The sequence below is a fragment of the Streptomyces sp. P5F9 genome, assembly GCF_057961495.1.
In genome coordinates this window covers 15,059-28,587 of record NZ_JBXVPZ010000019.1, presented here as the reverse complement: position 1 = coordinate 28,587, position 13,529 = coordinate 15,059, and the positions used below count along the sequence as shown (strand labels likewise).

At 69.6% G+C, this 13,529-nt stretch carries 17 protein-coding genes; 10 read left to right on the top strand and 7 right to left on the bottom strand.

The window, feature by feature from the left end; translation table 11 throughout:
- The first annotated feature begins 100 nt into the window (after positions 1–100).
- From AC31A1_RS06030 to AC31A1_RS06010, 5 genes are all read left to right on the top strand, one after another.
- Entirely contained in the window at positions 101–1,117 is a 1,017-nt protein-coding gene (locus tag AC31A1_RS06030; protein WP_489652207.1) for a sensor histidine kinase, read from the top strand.
- Positions 1,114–1,770, top strand: coding sequence for a response regulator (locus AC31A1_RS06025; protein ID WP_489652206.1), 657 nt, complete (start codon positions 1,114–1,116; stop codon positions 1,768–1,770). The genes AC31A1_RS06030 and AC31A1_RS06025 overlap by 4 nt, the downstream gene beginning before the upstream one ends.
- 82 nt (positions 1,771–1,852) lie before the next feature.
- Positions 1,853–2,251: a helix-turn-helix domain-containing protein gene (locus AC31A1_RS06020; protein ID WP_489652205.1), complete on the top strand. Its 399-nt coding sequence runs from the start codon at positions 1,853–1,855 to the stop codon at positions 2,249–2,251.
- Between the two features lie 40 nt (positions 2,252–2,291).
- On the top strand, positions 2,292–2,789 hold the full coding sequence (locus tag AC31A1_RS06015; protein ID WP_489652204.1) for a sigma-70 family RNA polymerase sigma factor: 498 nt from the start codon (positions 2,292–2,294) through the stop codon (positions 2,787–2,789).
- Positions 2,786–3,466 (top strand): hypothetical protein, encoded by a 681-nt coding sequence (locus tag AC31A1_RS06010; protein ID WP_489652203.1) that lies wholly within the window; start codon positions 2,786–2,788, stop codon positions 3,464–3,466. The genes AC31A1_RS06015 and AC31A1_RS06010 overlap by 4 nt, the downstream gene beginning before the upstream one ends.
- A 139-nt stretch (positions 3,467–3,605) precedes the next feature.
- Here AC31A1_RS06010 and AC31A1_RS06005 read toward each other — a convergent pair whose 3' ends face one another.
- The 3 genes from AC31A1_RS06005 to AC31A1_RS05995 form a co-directional block, all read right to left on the bottom strand.
- A complete protein-coding gene (locus tag AC31A1_RS06005) occupies positions 3,606–4,421 on the bottom strand; it encodes a transposase (RefSeq protein WP_489652202.1) in 816 nt (271 codons plus the stop codon).
- A 311-nt stretch (positions 4,422–4,732) separates the two neighbouring features.
- Positions 4,733–5,092 carry a BlaI/MecI/CopY family transcriptional regulator gene (locus AC31A1_RS06000; protein WP_489652201.1) on the bottom strand — a complete coding sequence of 120 codons (360 nt, stop codon included), beginning with the start codon at positions 5,090–5,092 and terminating at the stop codon, positions 4,733–4,735.
- Between the two features lie 10 nt (positions 5,093–5,102).
- Entirely contained in the window at positions 5,103–5,231 is a 129-nt protein-coding gene (locus tag AC31A1_RS05995) for a hypothetical protein (RefSeq protein WP_489652200.1), read from the bottom strand.
- Positions 5,232–5,512: 281 nt separating this feature from the next.
- On the opposite strand from AC31A1_RS05995, the gene AC31A1_RS05990 reads away from it, so the two are divergent.
- Positions 5,513–6,175, top strand: coding sequence for a response regulator transcription factor (locus tag AC31A1_RS05990; protein WP_366499230.1), 663 nt, complete (start codon positions 5,513–5,515; stop codon positions 6,173–6,175).
- 210 nt (positions 6,176–6,385) lie between these two features.
- On the opposite strand, the gene AC31A1_RS05985 is transcribed toward AC31A1_RS05990, so the two are convergent.
- Genes AC31A1_RS05985 through AC31A1_RS05975 form a run of 3 tightly spaced genes read right to left on the bottom strand, consistent with a single transcriptional unit; the run spans position 6,386 to position 9,608 of the window.
- Positions 6,386–7,657: a COG4705 family protein gene (locus AC31A1_RS05985; RefSeq protein ID WP_489652199.1), complete on the bottom strand. Its 1,272-nt coding sequence runs from the start codon at positions 7,655–7,657 to the stop codon at positions 6,386–6,388.
- Between the two features lie 38 nt (positions 7,658–7,695).
- Complete coding sequence (locus AC31A1_RS05980) at positions 7,696–8,964, bottom strand: sensor histidine kinase (protein ID WP_489652198.1); 1,269 nt, start codon at positions 8,962–8,964, stop codon at positions 7,696–7,698.
- Positions 8,955–9,608, bottom strand: coding sequence for a response regulator transcription factor (locus tag AC31A1_RS05975; RefSeq protein ID WP_489652197.1), 654 nt, complete (start codon positions 9,606–9,608; stop codon positions 8,955–8,957). The genes AC31A1_RS05980 and AC31A1_RS05975 overlap by 10 nt, the downstream gene beginning before the upstream one ends.
- A gap of 842 nt (positions 9,609–10,450) precedes the next feature.
- On the opposite strand from AC31A1_RS05975, the gene AC31A1_RS05970 reads away from it, so the two are divergent.
- The 4 genes from AC31A1_RS05970 to AC31A1_RS05955 all read left to right on the top strand — a co-directional run bounded on the left by AC31A1_RS05970 (position 10,451) and on the right by AC31A1_RS05955 (position 13,138).
- Positions 10,451–11,458 carry a helix-turn-helix transcriptional regulator gene (locus AC31A1_RS05970; protein ID WP_489652196.1) on the top strand — a complete coding sequence of 336 codons (1,008 nt, stop codon included), beginning with the start codon at positions 10,451–10,453 and terminating at the stop codon, positions 11,456–11,458.
- A gap of 90 nt (positions 11,459–11,548) precedes the next feature.
- Positions 11,549–11,992, top strand: a complete 444-nt coding sequence (locus AC31A1_RS05965) for a helix-turn-helix domain-containing protein (RefSeq protein ID WP_489652195.1) — start codon at positions 11,549–11,551, stop codon at positions 11,990–11,992.
- A 151-nt stretch (positions 11,993–12,143) separates the two neighbouring features.
- Positions 12,144–12,272 (top strand): hypothetical protein, encoded by a 129-nt coding sequence (locus tag AC31A1_RS05960; RefSeq protein ID WP_489652194.1) that lies wholly within the window; start codon positions 12,144–12,146, stop codon positions 12,270–12,272.
- 101 nt (positions 12,273–12,373) lie between these two features.
- The gene (locus AC31A1_RS05955; protein WP_489652193.1) at positions 12,374–13,138 is read left to right on the top strand and encodes a transposase family protein; all 765 of its coding nucleotides are present in this window, start codon (positions 12,374–12,376) and stop codon (positions 13,136–13,138) included.
- Between the two features lie 68 nt (positions 13,139–13,206).
- On the opposite strand, the gene AC31A1_RS05950 is transcribed toward AC31A1_RS05955, so the two are convergent.
- On the bottom strand, positions 13,207–13,398 hold the full coding sequence (locus AC31A1_RS05950; RefSeq protein ID WP_489652192.1) for a hypothetical protein: 192 nt from the start codon (positions 13,396–13,398) through the stop codon (positions 13,207–13,209).
- Between the last annotated feature and the right edge of the window lie 131 nt (positions 13,399–13,529).

The window sequence follows — 13,529 nt, the reverse complement described above, 5'->3', positions numbered from 1 at the left end:
TCGTCTGCCCGGGGACAGGTTTCGCCGGGCTCGCATCTGCCGTGCGGCATACGACGTCAGGTCGATGCGGCCGCGACGGCGCCGTGCGTACCCTCGGCCAGTGTTCCCCAACCCGCGCCAGGCCCGCCGCCGTGTCCTCCGGTACGGTGCGCCGACTGCCTTCGTCCTCGCGCTGGCCGTCTGTGCCCTCGCTCCGTGGCACACGCAGGCCATCTTCTACGGCGGCCCGCCGCTGGCGCTCGCACTGTTCTGGGTGACCGCACTGCACTCGTTCCGCACGGCAGGTGTCGCGTTCGGCACGTGTCTGGCAGGGGCGGTGGCAACGGGGCTGCCCACGTTCACGCACGCGGGCGCTGTCGTGCCGTTCGCGCTGCTGTTCACCGTCGCCTGGGCCGTCGGCCTCGCGGTCGGCCAGCGCCGCCGCTACCTGCACGCGCTGCTGCGGCAGGAACGGGAACGCGCCGACCGCGAGGCGGCCGCGGAACGCCTGCGCCTGGCCCGCGAAATGCACGACGTGATCGCCCACTCGATCAGCGTGATCTCCGTCCAGGCCGCCTTCGGCCGCCTCGTGGCCGAACACCGCCCCGCCGAGGCGCGCGGCGCGCTGGAGACGATCGAGACGACCGGCCGTGAGACGCTCACCGAACTGCGCCGCGTGCTCGGGGTGCTGCGCGACGACTCCATAGCGCCGGAGCTGGCGCCCGCACCGGGGCTGGCCGACCTTGAGCGGCTTGCCGAGCGCACCCGCCGCGCGGGCCTGCGGGTCGATCTCGCCGTCACCGGAGAAGTGGAGCCGATGCCGCCGGGCATGGCGGCGGCCGCGTACCGCATCGTCCAGGAGGCGCTGACCAACGTGGTCAAACATGCCGGCGCGAGGACCGCGCACGTCACCGTCGATCACGGCCACGACGAGCTGACCGTCACCGTGACCGACGACGGCACCGCCCCGCCGGCCCCGCAGCGTGACGGGCGCGGCCTGCCGGGCATGCGCGAACGGGTCACGCTGTACGCCGGCACGCTGGAGGCCGGCCCGAACGCGTCCGGCGGCTTCCGCGTCCACGCCCGCTTCCCGGTCGGCCCCTCGCCACTGCCCGCCCCGCCACCGGGACGACCATGACGATCCGCGTGCTGGTCGCCGACGACCAGCAACTGGTCCGCGCCGGCCTGTCCGGAATCGCGGACACCGCCTGTGACCTGCACGTCGTCGGCACCGCCGGCACCGGCCGCGAGGCGGTCGCCGCAGCGGCCGAACACCGGCCCGATGTCGTCCTCATGGACGTCCGCATGCCCGACATGGACGGCATCGAGGCCACCCGCCGCATCACCGCCGCCGGCCATGCCCGCGTCCTGGTGCTCACCACCTTCGACCTGGACGAGTACCTCTTCGGAGCACTGCGCGCCGGAGCCAGCAGCTTCCTGCTCAAGGACGCACCGCCCGACGACCTGCACGCCGCCATCCGCACCGTCGCCGCCGGCGAGGCCCTCCTCGCCCCGGGCCTCACCCGACGCCTCATTGCCGCCTACACCGACCGGCCCGCCTCCGCAACCACCCGGCCGGCCCCCTCACCGCTCCCACGATCCGTCACCAGCCGCGAACACGAGGTCCTTCTGCTCATTGCCGAAGGGCTGTCCAACGCCGAGATCGCCGACCGGCTCTGCATCGGCGCCGGGACCGTGAAGACCCACGTGGCCCGGCTGCTGGCCAAACTCGACGCCCGCGACCGCGTACACCTCGTCATCCATGCCTACCGCACCGGCCTGACAGGCTGACAGGCTGCCTCCGGGAACGAGGCACGCACCCCCACCGCCTCAAGGACACGGGAGGGCAACGGCCACGGTTCCCGATTCCGCTGTGACCAGGGACACCGAACGCCGACGGCCGACAGCAGATCTCTCCGCCCAGCCTCAACCCGATCACCTCTGGCCAGGCGACGCATCGCCCGGAACCGGCGTGGCGAGGGCATCGGAACCTGTCCGCGTTCATCCGTACCCGCCTGGGTACGTTCACGCGTACGCCGACGACCGCACCCGGGGCACCGCCTACGCCGCCTCGCTCACCGCATGGCTGGGCGCCGTGGGCAGCGCCGGCGAGACTGCGCAACGATTGACGATCCAGCCCGACGCCCTGAGGTACCGGCTACCCCGCGCCCGGGAGCTGTTCAGCCTGGCCCCACCCGGACGACCCGCTGTCACGCTGGCTTCAACTCCGCCTTGGACGACTGCCGTTGGAGCCGGCCACCAGAGTAGGTAAGCCGATCGCGGCCCCGAAGCGTTCAGGGGGTGTGAAGGAGTTGGAGTTCAGCGAGTTCTACGAGGCCAATCGGGACGTCTGCCTGCGGGCGGTGCTGGCCGGGGTGGGTGATCGGCAGTTGGCCGAGGACCTGGTCGCCGAGGCGTTCACCCGCGCCTGGACGTCGTGGCACGTGGTGCGCCGGCACCCCGCGCCCCGCGCCTGGGTGGTCCGGACCGCGTTCAACACCCGGGTGTCGTGGTGGCGCAGACGGCGGCGCGAGGTCGCCATCGACGTCGCCCCCGACGCCCCGGAGATCGCCGCCGGTGACCGCGGTCCGGACACAGGGCTGGACCCCGACCTGCTCGCCGCGCTGCGCGGCCTGCCGGAGCGGCAGCGCGAGGTGATCGCGTTCCGGGTCTTCCTCGACCTCGACACCAAGGCCACGGCCGCGGCTCTGGGGATAGCACCCGGAACCGTCACCGCCCATCTGGCCCGGGCCGTAGCGACCCTGCGCGGCCACTTCGTGAGCACGAACAACCTGGAGGTCAGGCCATGAGCCTGCACAGCATGAACGAGGGCACCATCGAGGCCGAGCAGGTCCTGGGCGCCCTGCGGCAGTCCATGGACGGCGTCACCATGGACGCCCCGGTCGAGCGGATCGCCGCGGCAGGCCGGGCCCGGACCCGGCGGCAGCGCCTCGCCAAGGTCTCCGTCGTCGCCGCGGCGGCGGCCGGGCTGGCGCTCGGCGTCAGCAGCTACGGCAATCCGGCGACCGCCCCGACCGCTGCCGGGAACAGCACCGGGGCGGGTTCCGTGCACATCCACACCGTCGCGTTCAGCGTGGACACCAAGACTGACGGCACGGTCCACGTCAGCTGGGACAAGGCGAAGTACTTCAGCGACCACGCCGGCCTCCAAGCTGCCCTGGCCAAGGCAGGGCTCCCGGTGATCATCAAGGTCGGCGAGTTCTGCCTGGGGTCCGGCGACGACGCGAGCCTGGACCACGGCCAGGGCCCCGGAGTCACGCAGGTCATGAGCGGCGAGCGGCAGAGCAACGGCAGGGTCGACCTGGTGTTCACCCCCTCGGCGATGCCCGCGGGCAAGCAGCTCTTCATCGGCTACCTCAACGCCGCCCAGTTGGCGGCCAGCGGGGGCCGACCCGGCTCCGTCGAGCGCCTGGTCCCGACCGGCGTCACCCTGAACTGCACCACCCAGGCGCCGACGCACGACTGACGACCGCACCCGCGAGTGATCTGTGAGTATGCGGGCCTGGTGGTTCGGTTGGTGGATGGTCAGCCGGCCGTGTCGCGGGCGATCACGAGTTCGGTGCTGTGCTCGCGGCGGGTGGGTCGCTTGGTGGCGCGGTCAGAGATCAGGCCGGCGATTGCCCGGTGAATCTGCGCATCGGTGCCCACTGGCGTAGCTCGGCGTTGGTGTCCTCGGCGCGGATCCGCGCCGAGGACTCCCGGCGTCCGGCCTCGTGCCAGGCCCGCTTGTCGCCCTCGCAGGCATCGTCCGTGGGCTTCTTCGGAGGAGCGCTGACCTGGTGGGGGAACTCCTTGGACAGCCCGCGATAGCCGGAGCCGACCTTGGCCTTGACACTGGGGCGCTGGCGGAACTGTTCGACGATGCCCCCGGTGCGCACGGCGGTCTGGTCGTGCATTCGGCCGGCCCGCTCCAAACCGGAGTTCAGCATCCGGCCCTGACCGTCGCTGAATGTGGTGGTCTTGATGGTGTTCTGCCTGCGCTCGCCCGAAGCGAACGCCGGGCGTCCGTGCCTTCCCGCCCTCGGGCGGCGGACCTGGGCCTCGACACCGTCCAGCCGCAGCACGACGCCTTCTGCCTCGGCGTACGCGAACACGTCCTCCAGCGTCCGCAGCCGTAGACCGGGCTGGTCGGGCACGGCGAAGCCGCACTCCGCGAGCACCGTGCGGATCTCGGCGATTGCCCGGCCGACAGTCGAGGAGCCGACGCCGTAGGCCACGGTGAGCGCCTCGTGGGTGAGGCCGGTGCGCAGGTGGACGAGCCTGACCACCAGCCGGTCACGGAAAGTGAGTTCGTACTTCGGTTCCGCGCCGGCCTGCCTGCGGCGAGCACCACGGCGCCGGTCATGACGCCCGCCCTCGCAGCGCGCCTGCCACTGGGGTTCGAATTCATCGAGCGACTCGCCGACACGTTGGCGACTCACACCGCAGAAGGCAGGACTGGACAAGGCCGCGCGGGCCCACTTCTTGTTCAGACCTGAAGAACCCGCACGGCCCTCGTCATGTCACGGCCGCACCTCGATCAATCGCGGGTGAGGTCGTATGAACGGCCGTTGCCGGTCGCCTGGGTTGCGACAACGCGTTCAGCCTGTGGGCGTGCCGATCTGGTTCCGATCCAGGAGAGAGCGCAGCGCCGAGAGGGCCTGCGCGGCGGCGGGAACGAACCGGTCGAGCGTCCGGCGGCCCAGCTACGGCGCCCAGAGCGGCAGGGCCGGCGGTACGGGCGGCACAGTGGTCATCGCTCGTCACGCTCCAGGAGCCGCTCTTCGCCGGAGCTGAGCTGAGCGACGAAGCGGGCCAGGACCGTCTCCCGGTCGGTGTCCCGGTCGAGTCCGGTGTGCATGCGCCGGGCGGTCAGGCCGGGGACGTCCTCCACGGGGAGATAGGCGTAGCCGCGCCCCAGGCGTTCCCGGCTGACGACGCCCTCCTCGCGCAGACGCGCCGGCGTCGTCGCCACCGTCGTCCGGGCCAGGCCGAAGCCGAGTTCGCTCCCCACCCGTCCTGGCGTGAGCGGGACCCCGGCGTCCCACAGCGCGACCATGACGGCGGTCTCAAGCTCGCCGGCCGACCGCCTCTCGCAACTCACGCCGGTCATGGGAAGGTCCTCACATGTCCTGGTCGGCGGTGATCATGATGACGTCGGGGCGGGCGCCGCCCTCGACCGAGCTGAGCAAGTATGACGCCGCCGAGCCGACGGACAGGTAAGGGCGCACAAGCCCGGGAACGCCTCCCACTCGCCGATTGTCTACAGTGCGACAAACGTCTACACCCTTGCAGTCATTCATATCTGCCCGTTCACCTACGTCAGGTGGTCCAAGGGAAAGGGGCGCTCTCAGGGGATGGGCGTTCCCCTTGGGGCACGGCACCACGGTGACTCTGGCGCGCTCCACGCGGAGCGATGCCGCAGCGACTCGTCGCCGGCACGCCTGGCGGCGTGTCCGTCGGCCATGGCCCACTGGCCGCCCGAATCACTCATCTCGGACGACCCGCCCGGCCGGGCCACCTAAGGGAGACCATGCGTCACAAAATATTGGTCGTTGAGGACGATCACGTGCTGCTGGACGTGCTGCGCCGTGGGCTGTACGAGGAGGGCTTCGAGCCCGTCCTCGCCGCCGACGGTGCCACCGCCCTGCGGCTGGCCACCGGCGACATCGCGGCGGTTGTCCTGGACATCGGGCTGCCCGACGCGGACGGTCGGGACGTGTGCCAGGCGCTGCGCACCAACGGCTTCCTGGCCCCGGTCATCTTCCTGACCGCCCGGCAACAGCTCGCGGACCGGCTGTCGGGGTTCTCGGCAGGCGGTGACGACTACCTGGCCAAGCCCTTCCATCTGGCCGAACTCACCGCCCGGCTGCGTGCGTCCGTGAAGCGGGCTGCGCCGGCCGCGGCGATCGCGGTCGGGGACCTGATTCTGGACGCGGTCGGCCACCGCGTCACCGTGCACGGCACGGCCGTCGCCCTGTCCCCCACGGAGTTCCGGCTGCTGGCCACACTCGTGGCCGCGGGCGGGAGCGTCGTTCGGCGCCGCGAACTGGTCGCGGCGGGCTGGCCGGAGGGTGCTCAGGTCAGTGACAACACGCTGGACCAGTACCTGACCCGGCTGCGACGGAAGCTGCGTGAGGCCGGCAGCGCGCTGACCATCGGCACGGCGCGCGGGATCGGACACCGCCTTTCATGAAGCGCCTTGTCCTCGATCAGCTTGGAGGAACAGCGGGCGGTCGAAGCCATTGAGACGCCGGCTTCGACCGCCCACGTGAGTCCGCGGACATGCCCGGGCTGACACAGGCGGCCGCCTGCACTGACCACAGCTCGTCGGCGTGTGCCGAGGCGGCGCGGTTCTCGGCGCGGCCCCGCACACTCGACCCGTCGCCGGGGCGCAGGGGGTCTGTCAGCCCATGTCCGTCAGGAGGGCGTTCAGTTCCTTCTCCTGCTGCGCAGGCGGCATCGGCGGATTCGAGTGGTCGATGCCGAAGGTCCCCAGCACCTTGTCCATCTGGGCGTCGATGGAGGTCCAGCCGGTGTTGTCCAGCGGCTGCAGCGATGCCTGGTCGGCGTCCCACAGATCACGCAGCGACTGGGCGGCCGTGTGCGCTCCCTTCGCGTTCCCCGAGCGTGCGTCCTTGAGCGAGGTGGAGGCGAGGTTCTTCAGCGCGGCGACCTTGGCGGGCGGGAACTTCTTCACCGCCTGGCCGGGAGCCATCTGGACGGCGGAGGTGTTGTCGGCCTCCGGCGCCGGGCCGGTGTGCGGCTGACTGTTGGCCCAGACCAGCAGGCTCATGGTGGCGACGGCGAGCAGTCCGAAGCCGGCCAGACCGACGCGCTCCTTTCGCAGGTCGCCGGTGGCGTGGGTGGCGTGGGCGGCCTCGTAGGTCTCGGTCACGTCCGAGCGTGTCACCGTCAGGTAGGCCACGGTGGCCAGGATCAGGCCGAGGAAGATCAGGCTGGTGGTGAAGGTGCCCAGCGCGAGGCCGGTCGGCTCGCCCGGCTGAGCGACCTTCGGGGAGGCGAGCCAGTCACCGATGTTCGCGCCCAGCGGGCGGGTCAGGATGTAGGCGAGCCAGAAGGACAGCACCGGGTTCGCGCCGAACTTCCACAGCAGCGTGATCGCCGCGATGAGGCCGAGCGGCAGCATCACCGAGGCGCCCGGGCTCCAGCCGGTGAGCTCCAGGGTCCAGTCTCCGGTCGCGGTGCCGAGCGCGAAGGTGACGAGAACCGCGAGCCAGTAGAACGACTCACGCGGAAGCGTGGTGACCGAGTGGATCGAGAGGGTGCGCTCGCGCAGCCACCACACGCCGAAGACCACGGCGAGCAGAACCGAGAACACGGCGGTGCTGATCCACAGCGGCACGTTGAGCTGGTCGGTGAGGATGTCGGTGTACAGGGTGCCCGTGACACTGACAACGACCACGGTAAGCCAGTACGGGAACGGGACGTACCGCTTGAGCCGCATCTGGACGGCCAGGACCACGACGAACACCGCGGTGAAGATCCAGGCCGTGTTCACCAGGCCGACGCCCAGCTTCATGTTGATCCAGTCGGCGAAGCTCTCACCCACGGTGGTGCACAGGATCTTGATCACCCAGAACCAGATGGTGACCTCGGGGACCTTGTTGAGCATGAGGCGCCCGCTGCGTGGGCGTGCTTCCGTTGTCGTTGTCATGCAGGGAGGCTTACGCAGGGAACCTGCAAGCAACCTGACTACGTGGCCGCCTTCGCGGCCGGGAGTGTCACCTGGACGTGACCGCGGCCGTCCGCGATCGCCCGGACCTCCACACCGGCCGAGGCAGCGATACGCCGGACCACCGGCAGCCCCAGCCCGTACCCGCCGCCGCCGGTCACGCCCGCTTCGAAGACCCGGTCGACCTCAGCGGGATCGAACCCTGGCCCGTCGTCCAGGACATCCACCACGATGGCCTCGCCCTGGCTGCGCGCGGTGATCCACACACGGGACTTCGCATGCCGCAGGCTGTTCTCCAGCAGGGGTGACAGCAGCGACACAGCGACGTCGGGCGCCAAAGCCACCTCGACCTTCGCCGGGAAGGCGACCTCGACCGCACGGCTGCCGATCGCCTGCCGCGCGGCGGAGCGCAGATCACACCGGGTCCCCTCCTCCGTCCGTGCGCGCGCTGCGCGCAATATCGTCGTGATCGCCGCATTGAGGCGGTCGACCTCGCTCAGCACCACCTCCGGCACCACCGGCTCGCCGGACAGCTGCGCCAGCTGCGCCTCGCCTCGCAGGACCGTGAGCGGTGTCCGCAGCTCGTGGGCGATCTCGTCGGTGAGCCTGCGCTCGTCCGCCAGCGCGTTGTCAACCCGCTCCAGCAGGCGGTCCAGGGTCTGTCCCAGTTCCCCGAACTCGTCACGGGGGGCTCCGAGGTTGAAACGGCGCCCGGGCTCGTGATGGCCCCAGTCGTCGGCGAGGGCGGCCATCTCGTGCACGACGCGCAGCGCACGGTGCACCACGAGGTGTGCCACACCGCCGGCGAGGAGGACCGTAAGGCCGCCCAGAATCAGCGACAAGGTCAGGCTGCGCTGCTCGGACGTCTCATAGGGCGTGAGATCCACCCGGACGATCACCATGACGTGGTGGCCGCCGGCCGGAACCGGCCGAGCGAACAAGAGATAGTCGCCGACGGTCGCGGTCTGCGATCGCCCCGAGTCCGCCAGCTCCTCGACGCGCCCGACCACGCTCGGCGGCACGTCCCCGTCGACAAGACGGCCATCGGCATACACCCAGGCGACCTCGTCCAGCGCCTCGCTGCCGTTCTCCGTGAGCACGACACGGCCGCCCTTGACGCTGACGTTCGCCGCGACCGCCTCGGCCCGCGTACGGGCCAGATCGTGCGCGTCGGCATCCGTCACCCTGCTCAGCAGCACATGCGAAACCACCACCAGGATCGCGACCACTGCGGTGGCGATCAGCACGGTGAGCGCGACAACGCTTCGGCGGAATCCCGTCACTGCCATCGATAGCCCACGCCGCGGACGGTCGCCAGCCGCTCGGCCACGCCCAGCGGACCGAGCTTGGTCCGCAGCCGGCGCACATAGGAGTCGAGGGTGTTGTCGCTGACCTGGGCCCCGTGCGGCCAGCCGGCGGCAACGAGGGCGTGGCGGCGTACCGCGTCGCCCTGCGAGGCGATCAGGCGGCCCAGTAGCCGGAACTCGGTCGGGGTCAGGCTCATGCTCACCGCATCGTAGGTCACCACGTGCTTCGCCGGATCGAGGACGACCTCGTGCGGTGCGGACGCCACGGTGGCCCGGCGCAGCAGCGCCCGGACACGGACCAGCAGTTCCGGGATGTCGAAGGGTTTGGTCATGTAATCGTCGGCGCCGGCCTCGAAGCCGCCCACCTTGTGATGCAGGCCGTCCAAGGCGGTGAGCATCAACACCGGCACGTCGACGCCGCGAGCCCGCAGGGCCAGGCAGACATCGCGACCGTCGGCGTCCGGCAACCCGAGATCCAGGACGACCAGTTGGGGCGCCGGTACGAGCTGCCGCAGCAGGCTGTCAGCCGTGGCGGCGACGGAGACGGTGTGGCCGTCGTGCTCCAGGGCGCGCTTGAGGATGCCGCGGACCGCCGCGTCGTCTTCGCACACCATGATGAAAGCCACGTGCTGACCCTAGATACTCGCGTTCCAGTTCTCCATCTGCCCCGATCAGCCACGCGACGCTCGGGCACGACCGGCCGAACCGCAGCGGGGGCTGCCGCGGGAGGACCACCAGGGCACATGGACCGTATGCAGGTGTACATCGACGCGATTCCGCCGGGTCACTGCCACCGATGTTGCCGACGGCCGGTGGCGCGTTGAGTTCCGCAACCAGTCGCGAACACAGCGACTGCGGCGATCACGGCGGACGGGATCCAGAGGTGCAATGTCATGTTCACGAAGATAGTGGCGCGAGGCCCCTTGCAGCCCGTCCGACAAGCCATCTCTGACCCCGCAACGCTCATGAGCGTTGCGGGGTCAGTTGTCGGCCGCGTCCGGGAACACCTCCCACAACAAAAAGTCGTCCTCGTCGCTGGGGCGGCGGTAGCGGTCCAGCACGTGTCCGGATTCCAGTGCATCAGCGGTGTGGTGCATGAGTGACGGAAGCGACGCCCACATGGAGTGCGACGACAACAGGGAGCTGCCCTCCCGGTCGTGAGCACCGATGTGTTCGTCGGATTGGGAAACAGCGAGATAGAGCACGCCGCCGGCCCGGTCGGATGCGAAAGGCCCCCTGGGCCAAGCTGGCGCGGCCGTGCATCTGGCGCATGATGGTGTGGGTGTCCACGCCCTCGGTGCGGCCGTTGTGGTGCAGGAGGGTGAGGGCAGGGCTCAGGCAATGCGGTCGACCTCCAGGCCATTCCAGAAAGCGTGCAGGTTGGGGGTCTGCCGCGAGACCGCTGATGATAGTGAGATGCTGCCGACGGGCAACGGAAAAAACCTGATGGGAGCGGATAGTGGCTGCTATGGCAGGGAGCATTTTCCGGGGCGAAGGCGATACTGCGAAAGAACGGTTCGACAGCTGGCGGGAACTGCTCGCGCATTCGCGGGCCAGCGAGGTGACCAGTGATCACGCCGATAACTTCAAGGCGGAGATGCGGCGCCTGGAACTGGGGCCGGTGACCCTCCTGCGCTCATCGTTCCCGGCAACACGGTTCCGACGCACCTCGGTCATGGCAGGGCGTTCGGACCCGGAGCTGTACAACTTGACGCTGCTGCTCGACGGAAGCATGGCCCTGAATCTTGACAACGGTCCGACAACTGCGTTCGGGGCAGGCGATCTGCACATGGTCAGGGGCTCGGATCCCTTCGACCTACGGGCCTTCGCCACCCGCGCCATCGGCCGAGGGGAACCCCGGGTCGAAGCAGTGGGCGTCGACTTCCCGATGTCCTTGCTCGCGCTGTCGCCCCATCGAGTGCGGGATGTACTGGGCCTGGGATTCTCGGGGCGGGAGGGTACGTGCGCGCTGCTGTCGGAGTTCCTCATTGGCCTTGACCGACAAGCTGCCGTCCTGGAGGCAGCCGAAGCTGCCCGTCTGGGAACCATAGTGGTCGACCTGGTGGCCGCCTGGTTGGCCCGGGAACTGGATACCGAGGCTGCGGTGCCAGAAGATGCTCGCAGGCGGGTCATGCTGGGGGAGATTCGGGCGTTCATCCGACGGAACCTGCACGATCCCGAACTCGCACCCTCGGTGATCGCCGCCGAGCACCACATCTCCGTCAGCTATCTGCACCGCGTCTTCTCCCAGTCGGGAGGCGAAACGGTCGCCGCCTGGATCCGCAGCCAACGACTGGAAATGGCGCGCCTCGACTTGGCGGAACCCGCCCTGCGCACCATGCCGATCCAATCCGTCGCCGCTCGCTGGGGCATCCCCCGCGCCTCCGACTTCAGCCGCGCCTTCCAGGCCGCGTACGGCCTCTCCCCGAGCGAGTACCGCCATCAGGCCCTGGTCGGGCCGATGAAGCCGCACTAACGAGCTCGTGCATGGCTGGCGGTGGCATGCCTAGGACCGTGATCGTTGATCATGGTTGGTGTGGTGGGGAACCGAGCACGTGCGGCGATCATGCGAAGTCAGCGGATCACGGGGCTGACGCCCGGAGTGATCGCCGAACTCGTCGCCGAGATCGGCCCGTTGTGGCACGAGTGCCACCAGGCCGGTCTCGCGTCACGGCCCCGCCGGCGGGCCGTAGGGGCCGGGGCGAAACACAAGCTGGTCTTCATCGACCGACTGTTAGCCACCCTCGTCCACCTCCGTCATGGCGCCACCCATGACGTGCTGGCCTGCTGGTTCGGAGTCGACCGCTCCACCATCACGCGCGCAATCGGTGAAATACGGCCGCTGTTGGCGATGCGCGGCTGCACCGTCGCCCTCGACGTCCGCCTGCGTACGCTCGCCGAAGTCATCGACCATCTCGGCGCGAGCGGGCAGGCCGGGATCATCGACGGCACCGAGATCCGGGTCCGCCGCCCGGCTGCCGGACGCAAGGACCGGGAGAAGTTCATCTAGGGACTGGGCGCTCAGACAGGCGGGCGCGTAGTGACACCACCGCACCGCAAGTTCAAGAAGAACGCCCCGGACTGGTACGAGGAGATGCATTGGCGCCAGCGCAAAGCCCACTCCTCACGCCGCCATCCGGGTCGAGCACGGGATCGCGCACTTGAAGAACTGGCGGGCGCTCGCCCGGCACCACGGCCGCCGCGAGCACATGACCGACATCGTCCAAGCCGTAGCCGGGCTCCTCGCGCACCAGCAGACTGCCGCGCTCTCCGGCGATCCGCGAAAGTGAACCTGGAGGCAAGCCGCGGTCCTCGACGTGCCAACGCCAACCATGCACGAGCTCGTAAACGATGTCCCGTAAGCCCTGTTCAGGCATGTGATGATCTTGGTGTGGATGCTGTGGTGCCAGCGGCTGGGCCGGAGTGGGTTGGTCTGTTCGCGGGTCTGAACGAGCGGCAGTTCCGCAAGCTCGTGGTGCCCGTGCGGCGTCGGGGTGGACGCAAGCCCACCGGCGGCCGGCCGTGGGCCCTGCCTCTGGAGGACCGTATATTGCTGGTGGCGTACTGGCGGACGAACCTGACGATGCGGCAGCTGGGGCCTCTGTTCGGGATCTCGAAGTCGGCAGCGGACCGGGTCATCGATCGCATCGCTCCACTTCTTGCTTTGGCCCCGGTCCGGCGCAGGCACCCGACCGACACGGTCCTGATCGTGGACGGCACCCCGGTCCCGACCCGCGACAGGAGCGTGGCCGCTTCCAGTAAGAACTACGGCTATTCCACCAACCACCAGGTTGTCATCGACGCCAACACCCGACTGGTCGTGGCGGCCGGACGCCTACTGCCCGGCAACTGCCACGACGCCGGTGCCTACCGGGAATCGGGCGTGGACCGTGTCGTGAACGTGCCTATCCTCGGCACCGGCGGCTATCGCGGCACACCCGCCCTCATCCCGCACTGGCCACGTAAAGACCGACCGCTCACGCCTGAGCAACAAGCCGACAACGCCGTTCACCGCCGGGCCAGAGCCCGCGTCGAACACGCCTTGTCCCGAATGAAGACCTACAAGATCCTCTGCGACTGCCGCTTACGCGGCGACGGGGTCCACCAGGCCATCCTCGGCGTCGCCCGACTCCACAACCTGGCCCTCGCCGGGTAGCCCCACCTTGTCCAGGAACACTCCAGCCTTCTCCAACATCCGTTTACGAGACGTCATTTATTGCGTTCTCAGCAGGTGATCTTGAAGAGCGCGGTGGCGTGGTCGGGACGTGACCAGTAGTGGTCGGCTGCGGCGGCCATGTTGGTCCAGCCGGCCTGACGCATCAGGCCGACGGCGAGGTTGCGCAGGGTGGCCATGGAGCGGGGCGCGTTGCCCGTGCGGATCTTGGAAGCTTCCTCAGCGTAGGTCGCGTCCCTCACGTGATGCAGAGCTTCCACGGGCCAGTGGCCCTGTGCGAGTTCGGCCAGACGTCCCGCGCCGCCCGTGCCCGTTGCATCGGCGAGGCTGCCTCGCGCCTCTAGCCACCTACCGCCCCCTGGTGTACACCCCC

Excerpts from the sequence above, each read along its gene's own strand:
- AC31A1_RS05970 (WP_489652196.1), top strand. The coding sequence starts at position 10,451 with ATGGCAGGGAGCATTTTCCGGGGCGAAGGCGATACTGCGAAAGAACGG.
- AC31A1_RS06000 (WP_489652201.1), bottom strand. The coding sequence starts at position 5,092 with ATGACCGGCGTGAGTTGCGAGAGGCGGTCGGCCGGCGAGCTTGAGACC.
- AC31A1_RS05990 (WP_366499230.1), top strand. The coding sequence starts at position 5,513 with ATGCGTCACAAAATATTGGTCGTTGAGGACGATCACGTGCTGCTGGAC.
- AC31A1_RS05980 (WP_489652198.1), bottom strand. The coding sequence starts at position 8,964 with ATGGCAGTGACGGGATTCCGCCGAAGCGTTGTCGCGCTCACCGTGCTG.
- AC31A1_RS06010 (WP_489652203.1), top strand. The coding sequence starts at position 2,786 with ATGAGCCTGCACAGCATGAACGAGGGCACCATCGAGGCCGAGCAGGTC.
- AC31A1_RS05965 (WP_489652195.1), top strand. The coding sequence starts at position 11,549 with ATGCGAAGTCAGCGGATCACGGGGCTGACGCCCGGAGTGATCGCCGAA.
- AC31A1_RS05985 (WP_489652199.1), bottom strand. The coding sequence starts at position 7,657 with ATGACAACGACAACGGAAGCACGCCCACGCAGCGGGCGCCTCATGCTC.
- AC31A1_RS06025 (WP_489652206.1), top strand. The coding sequence starts at position 1,114 with ATGACGATCCGCGTGCTGGTCGCCGACGACCAGCAACTGGTCCGCGCC.